This is a genomic window from Shinella sp. G-2 (genome assembly GCF_050172695.1).
GTDB lineage: Bacteria > Pseudomonadota > Alphaproteobacteria > Rhizobiales > Rhizobiaceae > Shinella.
Genome location: NZ_JBBEYH010000021.1, coordinates 15,513 through 42,486 on the forward strand (window position 1 = coordinate 15,513; position 26,974 = coordinate 42,486).

At 65.9% G+C, this 26,974-nt stretch carries 21 protein-coding genes; 15 read left to right on the forward strand and 6 right to left on the reverse strand.

The window, feature by feature from the left end:
* Positions 1-25: 25 nt before the first annotated feature.
* Positions 26-1,063 (forward strand): YeiH family protein, encoded by a 1,038-nt coding sequence (locus V8U06_RS22635; RefSeq protein ID WP_427142598.1) that lies wholly within the window; start codon positions 26-28, stop codon positions 1,061-1,063.
* A complete protein-coding gene (gene pta, locus V8U06_RS22640; protein ID WP_427142599.1) occupies positions 1,063-2,067 on the forward strand; it encodes a phosphate acetyltransferase in 1,005 nt (334 codons plus the stop codon). The genes V8U06_RS22635 and pta overlap by 1 nt, the downstream gene beginning before the upstream one ends.
* 4 nt (positions 2,068-2,071) lie before the next feature.
* Here the strand turns inward: pta and V8U06_RS22645 are convergent, their stop codons facing one another.
* Both V8U06_RS22645 and V8U06_RS22650 read right to left on the reverse strand, forming a co-directional pair.
* Positions 2,072-3,556 carry an MDR family MFS transporter gene (locus V8U06_RS22645; RefSeq protein WP_427142600.1) on the reverse strand — a complete coding sequence of 495 codons (1,485 nt, stop codon included), beginning with the start codon at positions 3,554-3,556 and terminating at the stop codon, positions 2,072-2,074.
* Between the two features lie 224 nt (positions 3,557-3,780).
* Positions 3,781-5,541, reverse strand: a complete 1,761-nt coding sequence (locus V8U06_RS22650) for a peptidoglycan D,D-transpeptidase FtsI family protein (RefSeq protein ID WP_427142601.1) — start codon at positions 5,539-5,541, stop codon at positions 3,781-3,783.
* Positions 5,542-5,823: 282 nt separating this feature from the next.
* Here V8U06_RS22650 and V8U06_RS22655 point away from each other — a divergent pair, with 282 nt between their 5' ends.
* Positions 5,824-6,675 carry an aminoglycoside 6-adenylyltransferase gene (locus tag V8U06_RS22655; protein WP_427142602.1) on the forward strand — a complete coding sequence of 284 codons (852 nt, stop codon included), beginning with the start codon at positions 5,824-5,826 and terminating at the stop codon, positions 6,673-6,675.
* Positions 6,676-6,693: 18 nt separating this feature from the next.
* Here the strand turns inward: V8U06_RS22655 and V8U06_RS22660 are convergent, their stop codons facing one another.
* From V8U06_RS22660 to V8U06_RS22670, 3 genes are all read right to left on the reverse strand, one after another.
* Positions 6,694-7,761, reverse strand: coding sequence for a porin (locus tag V8U06_RS22660; protein ID WP_427142603.1), 1,068 nt, complete (start codon positions 7,759-7,761; stop codon positions 6,694-6,696).
* 157 nt (positions 7,762-7,918) lie between these two features.
* Positions 7,919-9,655: a hypothetical protein gene (locus V8U06_RS22665; RefSeq protein ID WP_427142604.1), complete on the reverse strand. Its 1,737-nt coding sequence runs from the start codon at positions 9,653-9,655 to the stop codon at positions 7,919-7,921.
* 216 nt (positions 9,656-9,871) lie between these two features.
* The gene (locus V8U06_RS22670; protein WP_427142656.1) at positions 9,872-10,597 is read right to left on the reverse strand and encodes a GntR family transcriptional regulator; all 726 of its coding nucleotides are present in this window, start codon (positions 10,595-10,597) and stop codon (positions 9,872-9,874) included.
* A 210-nt stretch (positions 10,598-10,807) separates the two neighbouring features.
* On the opposite strand from V8U06_RS22670, the gene V8U06_RS22675 reads away from it, so the two are divergent.
* The 5 genes from V8U06_RS22675 to V8U06_RS22695 all read left to right on the forward strand — a co-directional run bounded on the left by V8U06_RS22675 (position 10,808) and on the right by V8U06_RS22695 (position 16,510).
* Positions 10,808-11,794, forward strand: a complete 987-nt coding sequence (locus V8U06_RS22675; RefSeq protein ID WP_427142605.1) for an ABC transporter substrate-binding protein — start codon at positions 10,808-10,810, stop codon at positions 11,792-11,794.
* A 123-nt stretch (positions 11,795-11,917) separates the two neighbouring features.
* A complete protein-coding gene (locus tag V8U06_RS22680; RefSeq protein WP_427142606.1) occupies positions 11,918-12,697 on the forward strand; it encodes an ABC transporter ATP-binding protein in 780 nt (259 codons plus the stop codon).
* Positions 12,698-12,704: 7 nt separating this feature from the next.
* Complete coding sequence (locus tag V8U06_RS22685) at positions 12,705-13,628, forward strand: ABC transporter permease (RefSeq protein WP_427142607.1); 924 nt, start codon at positions 12,705-12,707, stop codon at positions 13,626-13,628.
* A gap of 11 nt (positions 13,629-13,639) precedes the next feature.
* Positions 13,640-14,881: a kynureninase gene (gene kynU / locus V8U06_RS22690; RefSeq protein ID WP_427142608.1), complete on the forward strand. Its 1,242-nt coding sequence runs from the start codon at positions 13,640-13,642 to the stop codon at positions 14,879-14,881.
* Between the two features lie 198 nt (positions 14,882-15,079).
* Positions 15,080-16,510: an NAD-dependent succinate-semialdehyde dehydrogenase gene (locus V8U06_RS22695; protein WP_427142609.1), complete on the forward strand. Its 1,431-nt coding sequence runs from the start codon at positions 15,080-15,082 to the stop codon at positions 16,508-16,510.
* Between the two features lie 135 nt (positions 16,511-16,645).
* Here V8U06_RS22695 and V8U06_RS22700 read toward each other — a convergent pair whose 3' ends face one another.
* Complete coding sequence (locus V8U06_RS22700; RefSeq protein ID WP_427142610.1) at positions 16,646-17,551, reverse strand: LysR family transcriptional regulator; 906 nt, start codon at positions 17,549-17,551, stop codon at positions 16,646-16,648.
* A gap of 138 nt (positions 17,552-17,689) precedes the next feature.
* On the opposite strand from V8U06_RS22700, the gene V8U06_RS22705 reads away from it, so the two are divergent.
* The 7 genes from V8U06_RS22705 to V8U06_RS22735 all read left to right on the forward strand — a co-directional run bounded on the left by V8U06_RS22705 (position 17,690) and on the right by V8U06_RS22735 (position 26,952).
* On the forward strand, positions 17,690-18,646 hold the full coding sequence (locus tag V8U06_RS22705) for a dihydrodipicolinate synthase family protein (protein ID WP_427142611.1): 957 nt from the start codon (positions 17,690-17,692) through the stop codon (positions 18,644-18,646).
* Positions 18,647-18,667: 21 nt separating this feature from the next.
* Positions 18,668-19,210: a 3-hydroxyanthranilate 3,4-dioxygenase gene (locus V8U06_RS22710; RefSeq protein WP_427142612.1), complete on the forward strand. Its 543-nt coding sequence runs from the start codon at positions 18,668-18,670 to the stop codon at positions 19,208-19,210.
* Between the two features lie 54 nt (positions 19,211-19,264).
* Positions 19,265-20,071, forward strand: a complete 807-nt coding sequence (locus tag V8U06_RS22715) for an aspartate dehydrogenase (protein ID WP_427142613.1) — start codon at positions 19,265-19,267, stop codon at positions 20,069-20,071.
* Positions 20,072-20,272: 201 nt separating this feature from the next.
* Complete coding sequence (locus V8U06_RS22720; RefSeq protein WP_427142614.1) at positions 20,273-20,650, forward strand: hypothetical protein; 378 nt, start codon at positions 20,273-20,275, stop codon at positions 20,648-20,650.
* A gap of 41 nt (positions 20,651-20,691) precedes the next feature.
* Entirely contained in the window at positions 20,692-21,279 is a 588-nt protein-coding gene (locus tag V8U06_RS22725; protein WP_427142615.1) for an OmpA family protein, read from the forward strand.
* 1 nt (position 21,280) lies between these two features.
* Positions 21,281-26,224, forward strand: a complete 4,944-nt coding sequence (locus V8U06_RS22730; RefSeq protein WP_427142616.1) for a CHAT domain-containing protein — start codon at positions 21,281-21,283, stop codon at positions 26,222-26,224.
* Positions 26,221-26,952 carry a peptidoglycan-binding domain-containing protein gene (locus tag V8U06_RS22735; RefSeq protein ID WP_427142617.1) on the forward strand — a complete coding sequence of 244 codons (732 nt, stop codon included), beginning with the start codon at positions 26,221-26,223 and terminating at the stop codon, positions 26,950-26,952. The genes V8U06_RS22730 and V8U06_RS22735 overlap by 4 nt, the downstream gene beginning before the upstream one ends.
* The last annotated feature ends 22 nt before the right edge of the window (positions 26,953-26,974 follow it).

Sequence of the window (26,974 nt, forward strand, 5' to 3'; positions counted from 1 at the left end):
TCACGCCAGCGAACGGAACGACATCATGAGCCTCGCCGCCTCCGTCCACGACCGCTTCCGGGGCATGCCCTCGGGATTTTCCACCTACTGGCCGGGCTTCGCCGTCACCGCCGCGGTGGCCGTCGCCGCCCAGTTCCTGTCCGACCACTACGGCGCGCCGGCCATGCTGATGGCGCTGCTGCTCGGCATCGCCTTCCATTTCCTTTCGGAGGAGGGACGGTGCGTCGCCGGCATCGATTTCTGTTCCAAGAAGGTGCTGCGCATCGGCGTGGCGCTGCTCGGCATGCGCATCAGCGTCGATCTCCTGATCGGCCTCGGCGCCAGCACGATCCTGCTGCTCGTCACGGCCATCGCCGCCACCATCGGCTTCGGCCTGCTGGCCGCCAAGCTGCTCGGCCGCGGCTGGCGGCTGGCGCTCATCACCAGCGGTTCCGTCGCGATCTGCGGCGCCTCTGCCGCCATGGCCATCGCCGCGGTGCTGCCCAAGAACGAGTTCTCCGAGCGCAATCTCATCTTCACCGTGCTCTCCGTCACGGTTCTGTCCACCCTCGCCATGATCGCCTATCCGATCCTCGCCCAATATATGGGGCTCGATGCGCGGGCGACGGGCATCTTCTTCGGCGGCACCATCCACGACGTGGCCCAGGTCGTCGGCGCGGGTTTCTCGGTTTCGCCCGAGGCGGGCGAGACGGCGACGCTCGTGAAGCTCATCCGCGTCACAATGCTGGCGCCGGTCGTGCTCACCTATTCGGTCGCGCTGCGCAACGTGCCGCAGGGCGAGGGCGAAACGGGCAAGCGCCCGCCGCTGCTGCCCGGCTTCGTCATCGCCTTCCTCATCCTCGCCGCGCTCAACTCCTTCGGCGTGATCCCGGACATCGTGGCGAAGGCCGGCTCGGAAGCCTCGCGCTGGGCGCTGCTCGCCGGCATCGTCGCGGTCGGCATGCGCACGTCGCTGCGCCGCGTGCTCGATGTCGGGGGCGATGCCGTCGCGCTCATCGTCGCTGAAACCCTCTTCATCGCCGCCTTCATCCTCGTCGGTATCCATTATCTGGGGCACGCCTGATGAAACCGCTCGATCGCATCCTTGAAACCGCCAAAGCCGCGCCGCGCCGCATCGTGCTTGCCGAAGGGGAAGACCCGCGCATCGTCGAAGGCGCGGTCCGCGCGGTGCGGGAAGGCATCGCCGAGATCGTCCTTGTCGGCGATCGCAGGGTGGTGGAGGCCCGCCTTGCCGACGCGGGCGCGACGCCAGGTTCCATCGCCGTCGAGGATCCGGCCGCCTCTGCACTCGCCCCGCGCCTTGCCAGCGCCTACCACGCCCTTCGCGCCGGCAAGGGCGTCGATGCCGCGGCGGCAGCCGAGGCGCTGCGCTCGCCGCTCGTCTTCGCCGCCATGATGGTGCGCGAGGGGGCGGCGGACGGTACGGTCGGCGGCGCGGTGGCGACGACCGCCGACACGGTGCGCGCCGCCCTCCAGACCATCGGCCGCGCGCCGGGCGTCGGCCTCGTATCGAGCTTCTTCCTGATGATGCTGTGCGCGCCGCATCATGTGAAGAAGGGTGTCTTCGTCTTTTCGGACTGCGGCCTCGTCGTCGATCCCGATGCGGCGGGCCTTGCCGATATCGCGCTCGCCTCGGCGCGTTCCTACGAGGCGCTGGCGGGCCTGCCGGCCAAGGTGGCGATGCTCTCCTTCTCGACGGCCGGAAGCGCCGCGCATGAGCGGGTCTCCAAGGTGGTGGAGGCGACGCGCCTTGCCCATGCCACCGCGCCCGATCTCGTCATCGATGGCGAACTGCAGTTCGACAGCGCCTTCGTCGAGGCCGTCAGCACGGCCAAGGCGCCGCAATCGGTGCTGCACGGCGCGGCGAACGTCTTTGTCTTCCCTAATCTGGATGCCGCCAATATCGGCTACAAGATCGCCCAACGCATCGGCGGGGCGACGGCCATCGGCCCCATCCTGCAGGGGCTCGCCAAGCCGGCCAACGACCTTTCCCGCGGCTGCTCGGCCGACGACGTCTTCCACATGATCGCCGTCACCGTGGTGCAGGCGCAGGGCAACACGCCCTGACCGTCTATTCCACCACCGTGATGACAGGGGTTTCGGCGCGTCCGCGCAGCGGCCGCTCCGGCATGAGGTGGAAGAAGATGAGCGAGGTCGCCGTCGCAGTGGCGCAGGCGGCGAAGATATAGGTGAAGGGCAGGGCCGACGTTACGGCGGCGCTGGCCGCCTGCAGATGTTCCCCGCCGAGTGGCAGGCCGTTGCCGAGCGCGATGGCGCCGAGCAGGGCAACACCGAGCGCCCCGCCGAGCGAGCGCAGGAAGGTCAGCGCGCCGGTCGCGACGCCGAGATGCACCTGGTCGACGGCATTCTGGACGGAGACGGTGGCGACCGGGAAGGTCATGCCGGAGCCGAAGCCGACGCCGAATGTCAAAAGTTCCAGCGTAAGCAGCGATGTGCGCCCGGCGAGAAACGCCAGCGCGATCAGGCAGATGACGCTGAGCGTGCCGCCGACGAGTGCGAGCCGCTTGTAGTGGGTGAAGCGCGGGATCGTGCGGCCGCTGCTCGACGCGCCAATCACTGTGCCGAGCAACAGGCCGAGCATGACCATGCCGGAACTGCTGGCGGACAGCCCGTGGAAGGATTGCCCGTAGACCGGGATATAGACGGCCAGGCCCACATTGGCGGTCTGGCCCAGGAACATCGCCAGCGTGCCGTTGCGCACGACGGGATTGGCGAGAACCTCGAGAGAGATCAGCGGCTCGCTGGCCTGCCGCAGGCGAAGGGCGAAGAGGCCCCAGAAGACGAAGGAGCAGCCGAGCAGTCCGAGGATGACCGGCGACAGCCAGTCATAGCGGCTGCCGCCCCAATTGAGGGCGAGCAGCAGCAGCGCCGTCGCCGTGATCAGAAGGGTCGCGCCCGCGCCGTCGATGCGGTGCGAACGGGCGGCGATGGGCAGCTTCTTCAGGGGATTGTTGACGATCGCCAGCGCCACCAGCCCGAGGGGAATGTTGATCCAGAAGATCAGCGACCAGTGGAGATGATCGGCAAAGGTGCCTCCGAGCAACGGACCGGCAATGCTGGCGACGGCCCAGGTCCCGGAAATCCAGGCGGCATAGCGCGCGCGTTCACGCGGTGGCACGAGGTCGCCGATGACCGTCTGCGACAGGGCGAACAAACCGCCGCCGCCGAGGCCCTGGACCGCACGGCCGAGGATCAGCACCAGCATGTTGGGCGCCAGGGCGCTGATCAGCGAGCCGATGAGGAAGATGATGATGGCGGCGAAGATCGTCGGCCGCCGGCCGTAGACGTCGGATATCTTGCCGTAGAGCGGCGCCATGGCCGTCGCGGTCAGGAGATAGCCCGTCACCACCCAGGGCAGGTAGTCGGCATGGCCGAGCGCCTTGCCGATGGTCGGCATGGCGGGTGCGACGATGGTCTGGTCGAGCGCGGCCAGCAGCATGGAGAGGAGGACGCCGCCGATGATGACGTTCTTTTCCGGTTCCGACAAAGCCGGGGCCACCGGGGCGATTCCATTCAGATGAGATGCTTCAGTCATTCCTGCAGTCCGGTATGTCGGGGGCGCCGCTTCGCCCATGGGTATTCAGAGGGTCGGGGCGGGAGTGTCAACCCCTGCCGCCCGACCCGTTTGCCTGCGACCCGCCCGTTGGACGCGAGCGGCCTGGAGCGTGACAGGTTTAGGCTGAACCAGACATGCTCTCAATTCTTTTGTTTTCGTTTGTCTTTTCGGGAAAACCGGTTCCCACTTTTCCCTGACAAACTCTAGTAGTCCACCAGGCGCCTTTCACCTTCCGCCTCGCCGAAATGGGGCTGGACGCCGAGCAGTGGTGCGACGCGGCGGATGATTGCCCTGATCATCGGGGCGGCGGTGGATGCGGCGGTGCGTCCGCCATTCTCGCCGGTATGGGGGGCGTCGATGATGGAAAGGACGATGTAGCGCGGCTTGTCCATCGGGAAAGCGGCGACGAAGGCATTGAAGTTGATATTCTTGGCGTAGCGCCCGTTGATCACCTTGTCGGCCGTGCCCGTCTTGCCGCCGACATGGAAGCCCTCGACCTGAGCGTTGCGGCCCGAGCCCTTCTGGCCGTTCCAGTCGTAGAGGTAGCGCATGTCGGCGCTCGTCTTCTCCTTGAGCACGCGCGTTGCGAAGGCCTGCGCGTCATCCCTCGAGCGCGGCAGGAAGGTCGGCTGGACGAGGTAGCCGCCGTTCATCAGCGCGGCCGCGGCGACGGCGGTCTGCAGCGGCGTCGTCGCCACGCCATGGCCGAAGGAGATCGTGACGGAATTGATCTTCTTCCAGGTGCGCGGCTGGGTGGGTGTCGCCACGCCCGGCATTTCCGTCTCCAGCTTCGACAGCAGGCCGAGGCGGGTGAGGAACTGCTGGTGGCCCTCGATGCCGACCATGTCGGCCACGGCGGCGGTGCCGATGTTGGAGGAGTACTGGAACACTTCCGGAATGGAGAGCGCCCGGTTCTTGCCCTTGAAATCGCGGATGGTGAAGCCGCCCATGCGGATGGGGCGGGAGGCGTCGACGACGGAGTTCAGCGTGATCTTGCCCTCGTCGAGGCCCATGGCCAGCGTGAAGCTCTTGAAGGTCGAACCCATCTCGAAGGTCGCGTTGCTGATGCGGTTGAACCAGCCCTTCTCGTATTCCTTGTCGACGGTGCCGTCGGCAAGGCGGCGGGACGGCTCGTTCGGATCGTAGTCGGGAACCGAGGCCATGGCGAGGACCTCACCCGTCTCGACGTCGAGGATCACGGCGCCGGCGGCTTCCGCCTCGTAGTCGGTCATCGCCTTGGCGACCACCTCGCGCACGATGTTCTGGACGCGCAGGTCGATCGAGAGCCGGATGGGCTCGAGCCGCGTGTCGTCGGTCAGTCCCGCCGCGCGCAGGTCCGCCAGGCCCTGCTGGTCGAGATAGCGCTCCATGCCGGCAAGGCCCTGGTTGTCGACATTGACATGGCCGACGATATGCGCGGCGGTGGCGCCGCCGGGATAGAAGCGCCGCTTTTCCGGGCGGAAGCCGATACCCGGCAGGCCGAGCGCGAGGATATCGGCCTGCTGCTTGGGCGTCAGTTGCCGCCGCAGCCACTGGAAAGCGCTGTCCGAGCGCAGCCTGCGATGCGTCTCGCGCCAGTCGAGATTCGGCACCACCAGAGCCAGCTTCTCCACCACCTCGTCGGCATCGATGATGCGGCGCGGTTCGGCATAGAGCGAGACGGTGTTGAGGTCGGTCGCCAGCAACAGGCCGTTGCGGTCGAGAATGTTCGGGCGGGAGGCGACGGTGTGTGCGCCGGCGCCGATGGCGGCGGATTGCAGCGGCTCGGAGAGGCCATACTGGACGAGGCGCACGCCGAGCGCGATATAGGCCAGGACGAAGGCGCCGATCACCACGGCCAGCCGCCGGCGCGCCCGCGCCCGAAGGCGGACATTGGTGCCGAGGAAGGTGGCGTCCCGCATGCCGGGTTCCGGCGCGAGGGTGAAATGCGCGCGGCTCTTCAGCCGCATGATGAAAGCGATCATTCCGCACCTGCCTGACAATCCGCACTGCCGCGGCGGCGGCTCTGTCGCCCGGCAGAGAAGAGCCTGCGGGCAAAGGTGCTGGAAAACCAAGGAAAAAGTCGGCGCGGGTCCGCGCATCATTAAACTTGTATTAATATACATTTAAAGTTTCGCGGCGGCTGGTTAACAACAGCGGGTTGGCGGCGACTTCGGGCGATATCGCCGCCGGTGCCGCCCTTTTCCCGGGCCGGCGACGTTCCTAACTATGTCGCATCCTTCGGTCCCTCCTTCCGGTTTCCAGTCATGATCATGTCTTGCCGCGATGCGATCCTCTCCGCCATTCAGGCTTTTGCCGAACGCAGCCCCCTGGTCGACGCGCTGGTCCTCACCGGCTCGCTGGCGCGGATGGACGGTTCGGCCGATGCGCTGTCGGATATCGACGTGGAGTTCGTCTCATCGGATCCCGCGGCGCTGGGACGGGAGGACGGCTGGCTTCGCGAGATCGGCCCGCTCGTCACCGTCCTACGGCTGGAGCCTGACGGGGACCAGGACTGGGCGACCCGTCTTGCCATCTACGAGGACGGCACGAAGGTGGATTTCACGCTTGCGGGGAGGGAGCGCATCGCCGCCATGCGGCGCGATGGCGAACTCGACGCCCTCTATGAACGCGGCTATCGCGTTCTGCTGGACAAGCCGGGGCTGACGGCCGGCCTTCCCGCCGCGGGCGGCGGCTTTCCGGCTGTGGAGTTGCCGTCGGCGGAGGCCTATCGGGCGGCCGTCGAGGAATTCTGGTTCGAGGCCGTGCATATCCCGAAATATCTCGCGCGCGGCGAGCTCTGGCTCGTCAAGGAGCGGGACGGGACGATGAAGTCGTTGCTGCTGGCGATGATGGAATGGCACGCGGCGGCAACCGCCGCCGCGCCCGTCGACACCTGGCACATCGGAACGCGCCTGCGCCAATGGGTCGATCCGCGCACCTGGGACGACCTGCAGGAAACCTTCGGCCGTTTCGACCGGGACGATACCGAACGGGCCTTTGTCGCGACGACCGCGCTCTACGGCCGGCTTGCAAGGACGGTGGCGCAGAAGCTCGGCTACACCTATCCGGCCGACGTGGAAAAGGCGATCCGCCGGATCGCCTCCACTCGCTCCTGATCCTTGGGCCTTGCGGCCTCAGAAGCTGCGCTGGAAGCGCACCACCCCGCCGACGAGGTCGTCGTCGCCGCGGAAGCCGCGGAACGCGGTGTAGTTCAACTCCGGGGTGATCCGGAAGCCCGGCACGACATCGTAGGCGACGTTGATGGCGCTCGCCCAGGTGCCGTCCTCTTCGACGACGACCTGTCCGTTGAAGGTCGCCTTTTCGCTGAGCTTGGCCGAAAGGCCGCCCCACAGGGCCCAGTCGCCGTACCAGCTACCGTAGTAGTTCGGCCTGTCGGCGTCCGTCTGGTAGCTGCCCATGAAGAACAGCGAAAGGGCGTCGGTCACATTGAGGTCGAGGCGGGCCTTGAAGGCGAAGGCGTCGTAGCGGCTGTCATAGGCGACCATGCCGAAGGCGTTGCCCCAGTCCTGCTCGTATTTGACGCCGGCGATGAGATGGGGCAGGGCGCTGTCGACCGTCAGGTCGAACCATTCGCGATGGGCGACGCCCCCTGCATCCACCGTTTCCATCTCCCAGGATCCGGTGCCTTCCTCGGCGCCGATCATGGCGGAGAGGCCGTTGCCGAAGTCGTAGGTGTAGCTCACCTGCGCCGTGCGGTCGCCGGAATAGTAGATGACGTCGTCATAGACGACATTGCCGGCGGCCCAGGTCCAGTTCGCGAAGAGGGAATCGGCAAGGCCCACCGAGAAGCCGGCAGCCTCGATCAGCGCTTCGGAGACATAGGAGCGCGTGCCGGAAGCCTTGTATTCGAAGCGTGCCTCGATGTTGGAGCGCAGCGTGCCCAGTTCCGTTTCGCTGCGCGCGTCGAAGCGCAGGCTCGCGCGCGTCTTGCCCTTCATGCCGCCCAGCGAGCCGCCCCAGTAGACGTCGTCGCCGACGGCGATCTCGTGGCGGAGGTAGCCGCCGATCCGCAGGCAGGTCTCCGTGCCGGGAATGTAGAAGAAGCCCTGTCCATAGGCGTCGCAGACGCGGACATGGTCGGCCGGTTCGGCATCCGCGGCGGCGGCGGGCTGCACGCCCGCCATCATGCACAGTGCGGCGGCCGTGCCCGCAAGGATCGTCAGGCTGTTTCGTTTGGTCATGATCGGTTCTGTCCCCTCTGTGGTTCTGGTTTGAAAATCGGGAAGGCTCCGCCCCTGCCGCGCGCCGGAGGCAAGCGGATCGGTGTGCGATCTCGATGCGGAGGAAGGCCGGCATCGTCCCCCGATGCCGGCTCATGCGTTCAGGCGGCGGTTGGCCTTAGCTACGCGGCGGCCAGACGTCTCCGGTCAGGCCGGTCTTCGGCTCGCCAAGCAGCGGCGTCTTCAAGGCGCGGATGCCGTCGATGCTGATCAACCAGATGATGTTGCGGTCATATTCGGTGAAGACCGCGAAGCTGGCATTCTCGTAGGTATAGTCCGGCATTTCCTTGGGCGTGGGGAAGCGCGGCACGTAATAGCCGGCGATCTTCGGGTTCGTCGGATCCTTGACGTCGAAGATCTGCAGGCCGGCATTGTAGAAGGCGTAGGGCAGGATGCCCTCGCGGCTGTAGCCGGGCTGATGCGTGGTGCCGGAGCGCTTCGGGCCGAAGCTGCCGCGCCGCTGGCAATAGTCGGTGAACTCGGCCTCTTCCGGCGGCGTCGGGCGCGGGAAGGTGGCGACGACCTTCGGATCCTTCGGGTTCTTGGCGTCGATGACCAGTACGTCCTTGTAGGGCTCGTAGCAGTTGGAGTTCATCGGGTAGCCGTTGGCGAAGACGTAGCCGGTGCGTTCGTACTGGCTGGTGTCGGCATTGTCGAATTCCGTGCCGGCGAAGCTCGGTGGAATGCTGAGATGGCCGAGCATTTCCGGCGTGCCGGGATTGCTCAGGTCGAAGGTGTAGAAGCCGAGACCGCCCATGGCGCCGAAGCCGATCGTGCCGCCCTTCTCGACGGGCTTGGGCAGGAACAGCGGCATGCGCGAGCCCATCCAGGAGGTGCGGTTGCCGGCGCGCGGGTTCATCAGGTAGGCGTCCTCGCTCGCCTTGTCGCCGACGACCTGGCCGGGAACCGTGACCTGGCTGACGAAGACCGGATTGGCCGGGTCCGTCATGTCCCAGGCCTGGTAGCCCGGCGAATGCAGGTAGTCCGGATACTCGGTCAGCGCATAGCTGTCGTCGGGTGCGGCCGACAGATACATGTATTTGCCGCCGAACCAGGCGGGGGCGTCGAGCGAGCCGGAGCCCTGCTGCTCGCCGATCGGCGCGTCGGGGTTCTTGATGTCGGTGGTGCGCGTGGCGATCAGCTTCCAGTCGCTCGGCAGCGGGCCGTTCATCTCGTAGACCTTGAAGCCCTTGAGCGAATTGTACTTGCGCAGCGTCTCGACGATGTCGGGCTGGGTGCGCTTGTTGTCGAGGATGCCGAAGCGGCCGATCTCGTAGGAGGCGACGACGACATTCTTCTGCAGCTTTTCGCTCCAGGCGATGGTGATGCCGCCGAAATAGTCCTGGACGGTCTTGGCGTCCCATTCCTCGCTGGAGCCTTCCGGCCCCCAGACGCCGCCCTTGGAATAGACGACCTCGGCCTTTGTCGGATCGGTGATGTCGAGCACGCGCATATAGTCGCGGTCGTGCAGGTACATGTAGCGCTTGCCGTCGAAGTCCGCGACATCCGGCCAGGCGTGCCACGGCGAGGTAATGTGCGGGTAGAAGGCGATCTCCTCGACATTGCTCTTGTAGGTCTTGTCGTCCCAATGGGTGAGCTGACCGGGGAAGGGCTCGGAGCCGCCGAGCGGCGTGGCGCGCGGCGCCTTGAAGGCGCCCGTCGCCGGATCCATGCCGTAATCCACGCCGGGCGTCAGGGTCGGGGGCATCTTGTCATAGGTCAGCTCCGACCAGCGCTTGAGGTGGGGGTCCTTGATGTTGATCTCCGTCGGGACCTTCTTCTCCCAGCCCGCGCCAAGCGTGGTTCCTGCGGCAAGGCACAAAATTGAGCATGCGATCATCAGCCGTTTCGGCATGGGTGTCTCCTCCTGGTCATGGGTAAATGGGCGAGGCAAACGAAGAACGGCGAGCAAAGCCGGTGGCTTCGCGGTCCGGATTCCTGCGCTGTGAATGAGGATCGTGCGGGCTCCCTCATACCCGCAGCGATCGGCCGCTCCGTTTGCTATGGGTATGAAACAGGCTGGCTTTCCCCATAACAATCGCCTCAATCCGCATTAATTCATGCGGATTTCCTATGAGTGGGGGCGAGCGGCCGTTTTCCTGCGCGGCGTGGGCGGCGCGCTTTCGCCTTCCTCGATGGCATAGACTTCCAGCGGATAGCCGAAATGCTCGTTCATCAGGGTGCGGGCGCGTTCGGCGTTGCGGTCAAGCACGGCCTCCATCAGCTCCGTATGCGGGCCGATGGACTGGGCCTTGTGCAGGGCGGCCATGGCCTCCTCGTAACCGGCGGTCTCGCCGGCGGCGGCGCGCAGCGCCGGAGCGAAGGCGAGGAAACGGTAGTGACGCTGCATCTGGTCGGAAATGGTCGAGCGGAAGCGCATCAGCCAGCTCGATTGCGCCGCGCCGAGCAAGGCCGCATGGAAGGCCTCGTGCCGCTCCATCCAGGTATCGACGGCCGTTTCGGAGGAGTCCTCGAGGATCGTCTTGCAGCGCGACAGGCGATAGTGCGCCGTCACGATGCCCGATTCCCATTCCGCTCCGCCCTCGGCGATGGATTCCAGCAGCAGCGGGATTTCCACCACCGTGCGGGCTCGGGTCAGGTCTTCCAGTTCTGTCCGCGAGACGGGCGCGACAGTGAATCCGCGATTGGAGATGGCGACCACCAGCCGCTCGGCCTCGAGCCGCGACAGCGCCTCGCGCAACGGCGTCCAGCCGACGTCATACGTCTTGCCGAGAGCGCCGAGCTTCAGCGGCGCGCCGGGCTGCAGCCGGGTCTTGAGGATATCGGTCCGCAGCATCTGGTAGGCCGCTTCCGTCTTCGTGCTGGTCTCGTGCTGTTCAGTCAAATCCGCCCCCGGGGTGCCGCCACCATAGGGGGCCGACATATATTCCACAATTATATATAATCATCGATCATTGCCATAATTATATATAATCGTGTTGACTTTATCGGGGCATCTGCGTTTCCTCCACTCCGCGCTGCCATGGCGGCAGCTGGGAGGAAGAACATGGCCACCACGAAATCGAAACTTGTCACGGGCCTGATGGCCGTCGGCCTGGTGCTCGCGGGCATAAGCTCTGCCGCCGCCGACCCGATCCGCATCGGCATCGCCAATTTCGGCGAACACCCGCCGCTCAACGCCGCAATCGCCGGCTTCAAGAAGGCGCTTTCGGAAAACGGCTTCGTCGAGGGCAAGGACGTCGTCTATACGGAGAGCCACACCAATTTCGACGCCTCGCTTGTGCCGCAGATGATTGCCAAGCTGCAGGCCGAACAGCCGAAGCTCGTCTATACCGTCACCACCCCGGTCTCGCAGATCGCCAAGAAGGCGCTCGCCGGCTCCGGCATTCCGGTCATTTTCACCGCCGTCACCGATCCGGTCGCCGGCAAGCTGGTTCCCTCCTGGGAGAGTGGCGACGACGGCATCACGGGCGCGACCGACAGCCAGGACATGGCAGCGGTGCTCGCCTTCACCAGGAAGCTGCTGCCGAACGCCAAGCGCCTCGGCCTGCCCTACAATCCCGGCGAGGCCAATGACGTGGCGCTGCTCGAAAGCCTGCGCAAGATCGCGCCGGAACAGGGCTTTGAAGTGGTCGAGGTCGGCGTCGACAATCTCAACGACATTCAGCAGCGCATCACCTCGCTCGCCGGCAAGGTGGATGTCATCTACGGCCCGACGTCGAACATGATCCAGCCGGCCATTGCCGCTGTTGCGGCCGCTGCGCGCCAGTCTGGCATCCCGGTCGTCAACGCGGTCGATACCGCCGTTCTGGAAGGCTTCGTGCCGGCAAGCTTCGCCGTCAATTACGAGCAGGTCGGCATCAATGCCGGCAAGATCGCGGCCGAGGTGCTGAAGGGCAAGGACCCGAAGTCTATCGCCCCCGTGCGTCCCGCCTATGAGGACCACCAGGCGCTGATCTCGAAGAAGGCCATGGCCGCCTTCGGCATCGAGATCCCCGCTTCGCTCGCCGACTGCAAGTGCATCGTCGACTGACCTGACGCCGGCTGCGGACGGCGGCTCTCCGGGTCTCCGTCCGCCAGCGCGCTTTTGTTTTTACGCAGCTCCGTCCGCACGGTCGCTTCACGCGCCTGCCGGAACTGCTCGAAGGAGGAACGGATGCTTGAAATCCGATCTGCACGAAAGGTCTTCTACAAGGGGCAGCCCGACGAGAAGATCGCCCTCAACGATCTCAGCCTGACACTGCCGACCGGCAATTTCGCGATCGTCATCGGTTCGAACGGCGCCGGCAAGAGCAGCATGCTGAACGCCATTTCCGGCGCGCTGATGCTCGATTCGGGAAAGATTCTCATCAACGGCGACGACGTGACGGCGCTGCCGGTGCACAAGCGCGCAAGCCGCGTCGCCCGCGTCTTCCAGGACCCGATGAAGGGCACTGCCGCCTCGATGACGGTGGCCGAAAACATGCTGCTCGCCGAACTGCGCGGCAAGAAGCTCGGTTTCAGCCGCGGCCTCAACGCCCGGCGTCTCGCCAGCTACCGGGACCGTCTCGCGGCTCTCAGCCTCGGGCTGGAAAACCGGCTGGACACACGCGTCGAGCTGCTTTCCGGCGGCCAGCGCCAGTCGCTCTCGCTGATCATGGCGACCTGCGACCAGCCGGACCTGCTGCTGCTCGACGAGCATACCGCCGCGCTCGATCCGCGCACGGCCGATATCGTCATGCAGGCGACGGTCAGGGCGGTCGAGGCCTTCAACCTCACCACGCTGATGGTGACGCACAACATGCAGCACGCTGTCGATTTCGGCCATAGCGTGGTGATGCTCGACGCCGGCAGGACCCGGCTCGAAATCACCGGCGCGGAGAAGGCCGAGGTCACGATCCCGAAACTCATCGGTCACTTCGGCATGAAGACCGACCGCATGCTGCTGGCGAGCTGAGACGGACATGGATACGGTTTCTACGATATTCTCGAATTTCATCGCGCTCGTGCCGGTCACGCTGGCGCAGAGCCTCATTCTTTCCTTCATCGTGCTCGGCATCATGCTGCCGTTCCGCACGCTGAACTTTCCCGACCTCACCAGCGAAGGCGCGTTTCCGCTCGGTGGCTGCGTCTGCGCGTTGTCGCTGGCCGGCGGTGCACCGGGCTGGCTTGCCATTCTCGTGGCGATGGCTGCGGGGTTCCTGGCGGGAAGCTGCACGGCCTTCGTGCACCTGCGCTTCCGCATCCACACGCTGCTGGCCGGCATCCTGATGATGACCATGCTCTACAGCATCAACCTGCGGCTCATGGGCAAGTCGAACCTTTCGGTCTATGGCACGCCGACCCTCTTCGACGGCGTTCCCTTCACGGAGCCGGGTTTCCCGGTGAGCAAGATCGTCGTCGCCGGCCTGCTCGGCATCGCCGTCTATTGCCTGCTGAACCTCTATTTCCGCACCGAGCGGGGCACGGCCATGCGCGCCGTCGGCTCCAATCCCGACATGGCGGAAGCACAGGGCATCAGCATCTGGGCCGCCACCATCGGCGGGGTCGGCCTTGCCGGCGCCTTCTCGGCGACCAGCGGCGCGCTGATGGTGCAGTCGCAGGGTTTTGCCGACGTCAACATGGGCATCGGTACGCTGATCAACGGTCTTGCCGCGCTGATGATCGGCGAGGCCATCGTCGGCAAGCAGACCATCCGCCGCCAGCTTGCCGCCCCCTTCGTCGGTGCCATCGTCTATTACCAGCTCGTCTCGCTCTGCCTTGCCGCCGGCATGCCGCCGACCGACCTCAAGCTCGCCACCGGCCTCTTCGTGCTCGCCATGCTGGCGCTACCCACCCTCAAGCGCGCCCGCGGCCCCATGCCCGCCCGCGAAACCGTTCGTGAATAGAAGGACTGCCCATGACCATCGATATCAAAGCCGTCGAGGCGCTGGACCGCGACGATCCGTTCGCGGGCTTCAAGAGTCGCTTCGACCTGCCCGACGGCGTTACCTATCTTGACGGTAATTCGCTCGGCGCGGCGCTGCACGCCTCCTATGCCGAGATCGAGAAGGCCGCGAAGCTCGAATGGGGCCGTGACCTCATCCGCAGCTGGAACACCGCCGGCTGGTTCGCCCTGCCGCTGACGCTCGGCGACCGCGTCGGCCGCCTGATCGGCGCCGCGCCCGGCCAGACGGCCGTGACGGACCACACCTCGGCCAATGTCTACAAGGCGCTGCATGCCGCGCTCGGCCTCAATGCGGAGCGCAAGGTCATCGTCGCGGAGAGCGAGAGCTTCCCGACCGATCTCTACATGGCCGAGGGCGTGATGGCGACGCGGCCCGGCACGGTCATGCGGCTGGAGGGCGTCGATGGTGCCCGCATCGAGGACCTGATCGACGAGAGTGTCGCCGTGGTGCTGGTCAACCACGTCAACTACAAGACCGGTGCGTTGCGCGACATGGCGGCGCTGACCCGGCGCGCCCATGAGGCAGGCGCGCTCGTCGTCTGGGATCTCTGCCATTCCGCCGGTGCGTTGCCGGTGGAACTCGACCGCTGCAACGTCGATTTCGCCGTCGGCTGCACCTACAAATACATCAATGGCGGCCCGGGCGCGCCGGCCTTCATCTATGTCGCCGCGCGCCATCAGGACAAGGTCAGCCAGCCGCTTAGCGGCTGGTGGGGCCATGCCCGTCCCTTCGGCTTCGAGCGCAACTATGATGGCGGTGCGGGCATCCTGCGCTTCCTCTCCGGCACGCAGCCGATCCTGTCGCTGCGCGCGCTCTCCGCCGCGCTCGACCTCTGGGACGAGGTGGACCTCGCGGCGATCCGCAAAAAGAGCATCGCGCTGACCGATCTCTTCATTGCGCTGGTCGAGGCGCGCTGCGGCGCGCATGGCCTGAAGCTCGTCGGGCCACGCGACGGCACGACGCGCGGCAGCCAGGTCTCCTTCGAGCATGAGAGCGCCTACGAGATCATGCAGGCGCTGATCGAGCGCGGCGTGATCGGCGACTTCCGCGCGCCGGCGACCATCCGCTTCGGCTTCACGCCGCTCTATACGAGCTTTGCGGATGTGTGGAACGCAGTGGACGTGCTGCATGATGTGATGGAGACGGGCGCCTGGCGCGATGCGCGCTATGCCGTGCGCAGCACCGTGACCTGATACCGGTACATATCGGAAAACAGAGTGGGCGCTTTCCCGTGCGGGAAAGCGCCCTTTCGCGTTTTGGGCCGCGGGCGGACTTATCACATCTCGATATCAATTCATTCAACCTATGTGGATTGTTATATCAGACGGCGGGTTGCATCCATTGCGGGACGGAAGGCTTGGCCTCCAACGGAATGGCGAAAAGGCAATCTCATGGCTCAGGAAACGCAGGCTCAGCTCTATATCGGCGGCACATGGAGGGCGACCTCCGAGACGCTCGCCGTCATCAACCCCGCCAATGAGGATGTCATCGGCACGGTGGCGGTGGCCCGCGAGGCCGACCTTGCCGATGCCACGGATGCGGCCTGGAAGGGCTTCCAGGTCTGGAGCCGGACGTCGCCGGCCGCGCGCGCGGCCATCATCCTGAAGGCCGCCCAGTTGATGCGCGCGCGGGCGGAGGAGATCGCCCGCTCGATCACGCTGGAAAACGGCAAGCCGATTGCCGAGGCCCGGCTGGAGGTCATCCGCGGCTGCGAGTTCTTCGAATGGGACGCAGGCGAATGCGTGCGCCTCTACGGCCGCGTCGTCCCGAGCGCGCCGGGCATCCGCTATATCGTTCTGCACGAGCCGATCGGCCCGGTCGCCGCCTTCTCGCCGTGGAATTTCCCGATGAGCCAGCCCGCCCGCAAGATCGGCGGGGCGCTGGCCGCCGGCTGCTCCATCGTCATGAAGGCCTCCGAGGAAACGCCGACGGGCGTCGTGCATATCGCCCGCGCCTTCCACGATGCAGGCCTGCCGGCCGGTGTGCTCAATCTCGTCTTCGGCCACCCGGCCGAGATTTCCGAATATATCATCCCGCAGGACCGCATCCGCATGGTCGCCTTCACCGGCTCGACGGCGGTCGGAAAACACCTGACGACGCTCGCCTCGCAGGTCATGAAGCCGGCGCTGATGGAGCTGGGCGGCCATGCCCCGGTCATCGTCTGCGAGGACGCCGATCCCGTCGCCGCCGGCCTTGCCTGCGCCATCCGCAAGTATCGCAATTCCGGCCAGGTCTGCACCTCGCCGACGCGCTTCTTCGTGCATGAAACGCTCTACGACCGCTTCACCGAAGCCTTCGTGGAAAAGGCGCGCGCGATCAGGGTCGGCAACGGCCTCGATGCCGCCACGCAGATGGGACCGGTCGCCAACGACCGCCGCATCGCGGCCCTGCAGGACCTCGTGGACGATGCCCGCGCCCGGGGCGCGCGCGTGCTCTGCGGCGGAGGGCGCCTCGACGGCAGGGGCTACTTCTTCGCGCCGACGGCGATCGCCGACCTGCCCGACGATGCCCGCGCGCTGTCGGAAGAACCCTTCGGTCCGCTTGCCGTGATCAATCCCGTCGCGTCGCTGGACGAGGCCATCACCAAGGCCAATGCGCTGCCCTTCGGCCTTGCCGCCTACGGCTTCACCCATTCGATGGCCAATGCCGATCAACTCATGCAGGGCATCGAGGCCGGCAACCTTTCGATCAACACGCTGGAGGCCTCGGTCGCCGAAACGCCGTTCGGCGGCGTCAAGGAAAGCGGCCTCGGCCGCGAGGGCGGCGCGGAAGGCCTGCACCACTATACGGTCGTCAAGAACGTCTCGCTGCGCATCGCCTGACGCGCGGAGGCGTCCGAGGCTGGAGCACTTCGCTTTCCGTCCATCGCGGGAACGCAACGAAAGGCACTGTGCACTTTTGCTGGAATTGCTCCAGGCCGGAACCGTTGCCCTGACGGTTCCGGCCTTCGCGCATTCTCAGCCGACCACCGGTACCATGTCGCGCAGCACCTTGCGCAGCACGGTGCGCACCGCAAGCGTTGCGGGCGAGGGCGTGCGTTCGCGGGCGGTGATGATCGAGACGTCGCGGGCAATCGAGGGTTCGGCCAGCGGGCGGGCGGCGATCTTGCGGCCGTTGAGACCGGCAAAGGCATAGGTCGGCAGGATGGCAAGGCCCGCCTCCCGCTCGACGAGGGAAAGGGCCGTGTTGATCTGGTGCACTTCGAGGGCCGGGCGCAAGGGCACGCCGGCGCTCTCGAAACCGACCTCCGTAAGGAGCCGGATGTTGCTTTCGCGGGTCAGCGTGATGATCGGCTGGTCGGCCAGCGCCGCCCAGGCCACCTCGGCCCTGGCGCAGACGGCATGTCCCTCCGGTGCGAAAACCATGAGCTGGTCGCGCAGCACGCGCTGGATCTCCAGCCCGTCCTCGTCGCTGGCGAAGGTGCCGACGCCAAGGTCGCAAAGCCCGCTGCGCACACGGGGCGCGATGAGGTCCGTCACCACGTCCTCGATGCGCAGCTTGAGGTTCGGATGGGCGGCGGCGACCTCCTGCAACAGGCGCGGCAGCACCGTGGCGCCGAGAAAGGGCGGGGCGGCGATGCGCACGAGGCCGGTCCTCAACTGCCCGAGATCGTGCACGGCGTCGACGGCCCGTTCGATTTCCGCCAGCCCCGGCAAGGCCCCGGCGGCGAAGACCCGGCCCGCCTCGGTCAGTTCGACGCGGCGGGTCGTGCGGTCGAAGAGCCGCGCGCCGAGCAGCGCCTCGAGGTCGCGGATGGCATGCGAGATGCCGGCCTGGCTGGTGCGCAGCCGCTCGGCGGCGCGGGAGAAGTTGCCGAGTTCGACCACGGCCTGGAAACACTTGATCTGACGCAGATTGAGCATTGGGCAATCCATACTGATTTCGACATGAATATATACGAACTATGCGTCTTTATGAATAAAAATTTCTGGCGCTAAATGGCGACAACAAAGACGGCGGCCGCTGGATGCGCCGCGGCAAGACATGCGACAGGGAGCGTCATGAAATACCAGCGTAAGGATGCAAAGGCCCATTCCCGCGCCACGATGCGCGGCATCTGGGCGGCGGCGAACACGCCGTTCACCGCCGATGGCGCGATCGACGAGGCGGGCTATCGCCGCAACGTCGAGCACTGGATTTCCGATCTCGGCATCGACGGCCTGTTCATTGCCGGCAAGCAGGGCGAGTTCTTCGCGATGTCGGTCGACGAGCGCAAGCGCATGTTCGACCTCTCGGTGGAAGCCGTGGGCGAGCGGGCGCAGACCATCATGTCCTGCTCGGACCAGAACATGGACGTGGTGATCGACCTTGCCCGCCATGCCCAGGCCTGCGGCGCCGACTATATCGTCGTGCATGCGCCGATCCTGCATTTCTTCAAGCAGCAGGACGAGACGCTGCTGCGCTACTACGAGACCATCGCCTCCAAGGTGGATATCGGCATGGCGCTGTGGTCACATCCTGACAGCGGCTATCTGATGAGCCCGGAACTCTGCAACCGGCTCGCCGATATCGAGACGGTCGTCGCCATCAAGTATTCCGTGCCGCGCGAGATGTACAAGACGCTGACGCGGCTTGCCGGAGACCGCATCCTCGTCTCCACCGCCTCCGAGGAGGAATGGCTGGATAACGTGCTGGAACTCGGCTGGCAGCTTTATCTCTGCTCCTCGCCGCCCTACACGCTGCAGACGAAGGCGGACCGCCGCATCGCCGACTACACCGCGCTCGCCTTCGCCGGAAAGGCGGAGGAGGCGCGCGCGGTCAGCGCCAGCCTGCAGGGCGTGCGCGACGCCTTCCGCAAGACCAAGCCGGCCGAAAAGCCCCATGCGCACCAGAAGTACTGGCAGGAGCTGCTCGGTCAGGTCGGCGGCGCGGTGCGCCGGCCGCTGCTGGAGCTGACGGATGAGGAAAAGAGACTGACCCGCGCCGCCTTCGAGGAATGCGGCCTGAAACTGGGTTGAACGGAAGAGGGAGGACCATCGATGACCAAGCTGAAAGCCTTCAACCTGCAGAAGTGGATCGACGAGCACAAGCACCTGCTGAAGCCGCCGGTCGGCAACCAGCAGATCTGGAAGGACGCCGACCTGATGGTGACGATCGTCGGCGGTCCCAACAAGCGGACGGACTATCACGACGACCCGGTGGAGGAGTTCTTCTACCAGCTCAAGGGCGACATGGTGCTGAAGCTCTATGACGGCAAGGAATTCTACGATGTGCCGATCCGCGAGGGCGACATCTTCCTCCTGCCGCCGCATGTGCGCCATTCGCCGCAGCGCCCGATGGGAGGCTCCATCGGCCTCGTCATCGAACCGACGCGGCCGGAAGGCCTGCTCGACGCGGTGGAATGGTACTGCTTCGAGTGCACGGAACTCGTGCATCGCGCAGAAGTGGACCTCGAATCCATCGTCGACGACCTGCCGCCGATCTACAAGGCCTTCTATGCCGACGAAAAGCTGCGCACCTGCCCGAAATGCGGCACCGTGCATCCGGGCAAGAGTCCGCCCGAAGGCTGGGTGACGCTTTAACCCGAACCAAACCTGCAAAGGCTCCGCCTGATGGGCGGAGCCGGGGGCCATTTCATGTCGACAGTCGAAGCCATCTGTCTCGTCGGTTGGGGCGCCATCGGCCAGCGGGTCGCCGCGCTTCTGAAAGCGCGTGGTGCCAACGCCCGGATCGTCGGCATCGCCGTGCGCGATCCGACGGAGATCGAGGGAACCATGCCGGATGGGGCCGTGCATGTCGCAGGCCCCGAGGCGCTGGCCGCGACCGGCGCGCGCCTCGTCGTCGAGGCGGCGAGCCGCGAAAGCGTGCTGCCCTTCGCCCGCGCCGCCCTGACGGCCGGCATGGATTTCGCCGTCTCCTCCACCTCCGCGCTGGTCGATCCGGCCGTGCTCGGCGAACTCGTCGAAACCGCGCGGCGCAACGGCACGAAACTCATCGTCCCGCCGGGAGCGCTCGGCGGCATCGACGCCCTCTCGGCCGCCGCGCGGCTCGGGCTGGACAGGGTGGAGCACGTCATCATCAAGCCCGCCAAGGCCTGGCTTGGCACCCCGGCCGAGCAGCGCTGCCGCCTTGCCGACCTGCAACAGGCGGAGATCGTCTTCGAGGGCAGCGCCGCCGAAGCGGCCACGGCCTTCCCGCAGAACGCCAATGTCGCGGCCACCACATCCCTTGCCGGCCTCGGCATGCAGGACACCCGCGTCCGCCTTGTCGCCGATCCGGCCGCAACGGAAAACACCCATCACATCCACGCCGCCGGCGCCTTCGGCACCCTGGAAATCCGTCTGCAGAACCGGCCGCTTGCCACCAACCCGAAATCCTCGGAAATGACCGCGCTGAACCTCGTGCGGATGATCGAGAACCGCACCAGCCCGCTGGTGCTCTGAGAGCCTTTGCCGCGGGCAGGCGGCATTCCCCCGAATATATCCATGGATCGCCTCTGCTAACGCTTGGTTGCAGGGGCGATTGTGTGGCGATATCTGTTTTCGATGCGAATAAGCGGTCTCGTCTTTCCGTTCAGGAAGAAGGGATACGGGAACTTCGGCCGTTTTCACGAGCGGGGAAACCGAGGCAGGGGGAGGGATTTGATGCGGCGCCTGATCTTCTTCATGGCCATGCTCGCCAGCGCACAGGCGCATGCGGGGCTCTTCGTCTTCAGTGGCGCAGACGCCGCGCCGTTCAAGGTTTCCTTCGACGGGCTGCAGTCCATCGACAGGAGCGGGACCACTGTAGCCCGCCTTTCCCTCCGGATCGAAGACGTCTCCAGGCCGGTAACGTCGGCAACCATTCGCTGCAAGGGGAGCGGCTCGAGCGGCGGTGCATGGTCGTTTTCGCAAGAGGTCTCGGATCTCTCGGTTGGCGAGGTGAGGACCATTACGCTGGATGGCGCACTCGTGGCCGCATCCTCCGAGACGCAGCCGACGACGGTGCGGTGCGACGTCGTGCATCCTCTGCCGGCGGGGTGAGAATGAGAGCGAATTTTTCTCTGCAACAGACTGGACGCATTATGAAATTCCGTATCGGTTTTCCCGTTTTCCTGGCCTCGGCGCTGCTGGCGTCGCCAGGGGCGGCCGTCGATGCGGAGAGCCTGATCAAGAGTCTCACGGCCAACGGCGCCACGGTCACCCGCAGCGGCGAGCCGATGCAGATGCTGGGCGACCGGGACAGGGACTATCTTTCCCAATTGCCGACCCGCGGTCTCAAGGCGGTGCATCGACAGGAAGTGGAAGAAATCGTCGAAGCCAACCAGCTGCCCAGCATCGATGTCGAAATCCGCTTCCGCTACGATTCTGCCGACATAGAGCCCGCTTCGGTTCCTGATCTGAACGCCCTCGGCGCTGCGCTCACGCACAAGTCGCTGGCCACCGCCCGGGTGCTCCTGAACGGACATACGGACGCCAAGGGCGGCAACGACAGCAACATGACGCTGTCCGAACGCCGCGCGGAGGCTGTTCGCGACTATCTCGTCAGCCACTTTTCCATCGGTGCCGCGCGGCTCATCGCCATCGGTTACGGGGAAGAGCGACTGAAGAACACGGCCGATCCCGACGCTGCGGAGAACCGCAGGGTCGAGGTGGTGAATCTGGGGCCCTGACGTGACGCGACAGATCTTGCGGAAAACCCTCTTCTGGTTTCTGGCGGCCCTTTTCCTCGGTGCCCTGCTGCAATCGGCCGAGGCTCTGGAAATCTACCGCAACAGCAAGCGCTACGACATCAAGGCGTCGCTGCCCGCCGGCGTCGAATTCGCGGCTGACAAGATCGATCGCAAATTCTCGGCCAATGGGGTCGAAGGAACTCTGCGCCTCATCCAGGACGACTACGGCAGTTGCACGGAGCTGATCGACGAGCGGCAAAGGAACTGGGTCAAATACGGTTTCACCCAGACCGCCAACCGGCGCATCTTCGAAAAGGAATGCACCATCACCATCCGCAACCCGGACACGAAGGAGATCGCCGTCTCCTACTATGTCCAGGTCGATGCCTGTGCCTGCTTCGCGGCTGCCCATTTCCGCTTCGACACCTCCCGGCGTGCGGACTATGCGCGGCTTGCCAATGTCGTTGTCGCCTCGATCCGAAAGAATCATTCCCGTCCGTCGCGTGAGCCGGTCACGATGCCGCCGGACGGCAGCAATGACACGCAGACGGCCGCCGTGGACGTGGAGGAGGCGCCCCCCGTCGTCGAAGAGCAGCAGCCGGAGGATCACACGCCGCTGCCCGCGAGCGCAAAGGCCAGGATCGAACGCATCCTTGCCGTCGCTCGGCGTTACCAATGCGCGCAGTTCGAGACCAAGCCCGACGCCGACCTCGCGCTTGTCCTGTTGACGGCCTGGACGGGGCGGAGCCTCGATCAATTGGGCAAGGAGGCAGGCGTTTCCGGCCTCTCATCCCTCATCGCACAGAACGGCGGGCTGCCACCGCTGGAAGGCCAGGTCGGCGCGATTGCGGCCCGGTTGCTGAAGACCCACGCCGGCGCCATCGTGACGATGGAGACCTATGCGGACAAATACGGCGAACGCCTTTGCCCGATGATGACGCGCATCTTCGCCAAGCCGCTCGCCGATATGGCCTACGAGCAGCAGGAGGTTCGCTCGCCCTATCATGGCTACCTCATGGCCGCGCAGGGCCTGATGCGCCTTCACGGCTGCTTCGACGGCGCGATCGACGGGGCTTTCGGCGCAGAAAGCCGCAGGGGCTGGCAGCGCCTTCTGGCTGGGCTCGGGCGTTCGGGGCGCGAGACGCCGACGGCGGCTGATGTCGTCGATGCGGCGGCGATCCCGCTTTCCTCCGGTGCCTGCGACGCCGGCGACACCGGAAGCGTGCCCGCGGCGGCGCTGGGCTTTCTCGGAATTCAGGAGACGATCGGCAGTACCTGGGCGCTGATGCAAACCGCCGAGACGAGCGCCGTTCTCGATGCATTCGCGCAGAAGGGCGAATGGACGCGGTGGCAGCGGGCCTTGCTCCTCTCCATCGCCTCTCCCCGGCTGGGCGATGTGCCGGGTGAGGCCGAGCGCTGGATCGCCGAACTCTACCGGCGGGGCGTCGGCGTCCGGGCGAATGCCGCGGCCGCAGCGTACTGGATGGAAGAGGGCAAGCCGTCGAAAACCCTCTATGTGCATTACCTGGAGGCCTTGGAGGATCCTGCCCTGGCGGGCACGGCGGCCGAGGCTTTCGTGGAGAAGCTGACCGCCAACAAATATAACGGAGACCCTGTCGCCGCAGGGCCGATCCGCGTGGATTACAAGGCAGCGATCAGCGTTGCCGACATGGCAGATTTTGCCCGGCTCGCGGAACTGGTCATCCGCTACGATGCAGCCTTCGAGGCTGTGCTGGCATCGAAGGGCGCGCCGTTCAAGGTCTCGCTCGCCGAACGGCTCCTGGCGGGCGCGGCACCGAGTGGCAAGGCGCCGGACCTGGCAGCGCGGCTGCTCCAGTCGGCAGCGGACGAAGGCCTCGACTATGCCGCCTCGCGGCTTGCCTTCCTCACCCTGCACGGTCTCGGTACGGCCGAGGATGCCGGCAGGGCAAGAACGCTTGCCGAGCAGGCGGCGGCCAAGGGGGAGCCCTTCGGGCTCTATCTGATGGCGGGCTTCCTGGAAGGCGCGGCGACGCCGGACCGCAAGGGCGCACTCGCCACCTACAAGCGCCTCCTGTCTGCCGGCAAGTTCCTGCCGACGACGCTGGTGGTCAACCGGCTGATGTCCGGCAATGCCGCCCTGGCCACCAGCGACGGGCGCAAATTGGTCGAGGCGGCGGCAAAGAAGAGTCCGGATTTCGGGCGCAGCCTGGCGCGACTGGCGCTCTGCGTGCAGTGTGGTGGAACGCTCGACACGGCGGATGCCGCCAACTGGCTGCGAAGGATACCCGAGGCCGAAAGACGGGACGACGCGTTCACGCTCTATCGCCTCCTCACCGCGTTTCCCGACCTGCGCAAATCGAAGGGCGAGCCGCGTGCCGTGTTGAGTGCCGCCGTGTTTGCGCCCGAGGAGGGCGGCAATGGGCTGTTCGGATCGCTGACCTCGATACCCGCCTATCTCGCCTTGAAGATCGAGGACATCACGCGCAAGAACGGCGCGGCCGCCCTGCCGAAGGACATGGCAAAGGTGCTCGACCGCGTCTGTACGGCGACAAAGGACGAACAACCGCTGAGCACCTGCCCGCAAGCGGCCAAGTACCTGGCGTCCGGTGCGTTTGGCGGTGTGCTTGTCGGTGTCGGTATCGACCGGCTCAAGGCACTCGATCATGTCGACCTGTTCGACGTGCTGGCTGCCTATGGCGATTTCAAGGGGGCGCTGGCCGCCTTGCAGCGCGCGGAAGCAGAGGAGCGCCTGGCAAGAGGCTTCGCCGCGCGTGGAGTTGCGGGGGAGGAGAGTGGGAACATTGTCGCCTCCCTGCGCTCGCCAACGTTCCGCCGGCTCATCGCCCAGCGCGACACCACGGATATGAGCACGCTGCCGGACGGCTTCGTACCGCTCCTGCGCTTCCTTGCGTCGCGGGGCGACGAGGAGGCGCGCGACTATCTGGCGCTCATTGACGGCAGGCCGCAGGAGGTCGTCGCCGATGTCGTGACGACACCGCAGGAGGCCGAAGCGGTCTTCGCCGCTGTCAAGGCGCAGCGCGGGCTTTCACGCGCCTTCGTCAACGCGGCGCGCGAAAGCGCCAATGCCGAGAAGGCCGCGGGCCGGAAGGACGCTGCCCTTTCGATGGAACTGACGGCCCTTGCCGCCGAAATGCGGCTGGACACCATCGCCACGGTCGAGCTTGGACAATTGCAGGGCGCGCTGACCTCCGTCTGCCACCTGTCACGCGCCAGCGAGCGCGTCTTCGCGCTCGATGCCGATGCGGCGGCGATGGTGCTGGCGAAGGACGCCATCAACCGTCTGCAGGCCGTGCGGCGCGATCTTTCCACGATCCCGGAAAGGCTGCAGGGCTGCTTCCGCGACCTCGTCTCCGACAACTACCGCTGGCTCGCCGACTTGCTGGTGCGGGAAAACAGGCTGGGCGAGGCGCGGTTCGTGTTGGGGCTGCTGAAGGATTTCGAGGCCTTCCAGTTCGTCGGGCGCGATCCCGATTTCGTTGGCGAGGCTTTCCGGGAAATCCCCTATACGCCGGAGGAGCAGCGCCTGCGCGCCGCGCTCGATGCCCTTGTTCTGCCGGTCGTTCCGGAAGGGCGCCGGGCGAACGAACTGCGGCTCCAGCGTGCGGCGCGGACGTTGACACAGGCGGAACAGCAGGAATTGTCCGGCATCGAAACACGCCTGCAGGAGGCCGACCGGGCCTATGCCGACAGCATGCACGCCATCATGGCCGCCGCGGGCGTGCTGGCCGAAGCGGAGGCCGTGTCGCCGCTGCCCGATACGCTCGGTCCCTCTGAAACCATCGCGAAGGCCGAGGCGGGCAAGGGCACGGTGATCGTGCATTATCTCGTCATGCCGGAGCGTCTCAACATCATCGTGACGACGGCCGCCGGACCGAAGAGCTTCGTCGTCACGGAATGGAACGGCAAGCCCTTCGCCGAGGCGGATCTCAACGCGGATATCGACCGGTTCCGCCACCTCATGAGCCGCGCTGTCACCGATCCGTTGCCGCAGGGCAAGAAACTCTATGATCTGCTGATCGCGCCCATCCGCGCCGAACTCGATGCGGACGATGCGCGCCTGCTGCTTCTGTCGCTCGACAGGCGCCTGCGCTATCTGCCCTTTGCGGCCCTGCACGACGGCCGGACCTATCTGGCCGAGACCTACGATACGTCGGTGTTGACGAACAGCGCCTTCGAGGCTGCCGGCGGCAGCGCGAGCGACGTGCCCTTCTCCGCGCTCGGCATGACGCAGGCGACGGGCGATTTCTCCGCTCTGCCGGGGGTCGCGGTCGAGCTGGAAGGGCTCGTGAAGGGCAGCGACCGTGCCGGCATCTTCGATGGCGAAGTGGCGCTTGACCAGGCCTTCGACCGCGGCGCGCTCACGAAAGCGCTGGCGACCGGCAGCGCGGCGCCTGCGGGCCTTGCCATCGTGCATATCGCCTCGCATTTCGCCCTCGGCAAGACCGACGCCGATTCCAGCCTGCTGCTGGGGACGGGGGAACTGCTGTCGCTGCGCGAGATCAAGAACGACAAGGCTCGCTACGATTTCCGCCATGTCGAACTATTGACGCTGTCGGCCTGCGAAACCGGCTTTGCGGAGGAGGATGCCGACGGCCGCGAGATCGACAGCCTGTCGAAGGTGACGAGCGATCGCGGCGCGCAATCCACGCTGGCCAGCCTGTGGCAGGTCAACGATCCCTCGACGGCCCTGATGATGCAGCGTTTCTACGAATTGCGCACGATGGGGCACCTTTCCAAGGCCGCGGCGATGGGCGCCGTCCAGCGGGAGTTCATTCATGGTGACCTCGGGTCGCGGAAAAACCTCGACGCCAGAAGCATCGTTTATGACAGTGCGCCTGATGTCGGCGGCTCCATCGTCAAAATGGACGAGGACGGTATCGACATGGGCTTTTCCCACCCCTTCTACTGGGCGCCTTTCATCTTGACGGGGAACTGGCGATGACGATGTTTCACAGGGCATTTCCGGCTTTCATGGGCCTCGCGCTCCTTGCGACCTCTTTCGCACCGGTCCTGGCCGGCGATGTCATGAGCGGAGCGGACACGTGCTACGCCGCCGCTTTTCCCCGCGAGGACGGGCCGATCAAGGAACTGACGGTCATCTACCGCAAGCGTGAGGACATCACGGCCGGCGTGGGCATCGATATCCAGTACACGGAATGGGACGTGCCAAACGAGGTCTTCGGTGTCGGTGCAGGATGCGAGCGGTCGGGCCGGGGTCTACGCTGCAGCATCGAATGCGACGGCGGGAGCCTCACGCTGGCGCTGGCGGATGACGGGCGCCTGCTGCTGGAGACACGATACATCGTTACCGACGCTTCCGGGGAGGGCACCCTGCTGGCGTTGAAGGAGGAATCGGACGGCGGCGAGCTGGTCGGCCTTTTCTCGCTTGCGCCGCGGGGCAAGGATACCGCCTGCCAGGCTCAGATGACGGAGACCTTCGTGGCGCTTCAGGCCGGCGATATCGCCAACCGGGTCAAGGACGTGGAGCAGCGCTTGAACACGCTGGGGCAATTGCTCGAACTGCCGGACGAGGTTTTCGACGAAACGACGAAGAAAGCCGTCACACAGTTCCAGCGGCAATACCGCCTCCCGGCGACGGGGATCGTCGATGAACAGACGTCCCGGCTCCTTGCCGCTCTGGTGCGGCGCGGCGCCGGGGGAGGTTGCTAGCCATCTTGACGTGGAGGTGTTC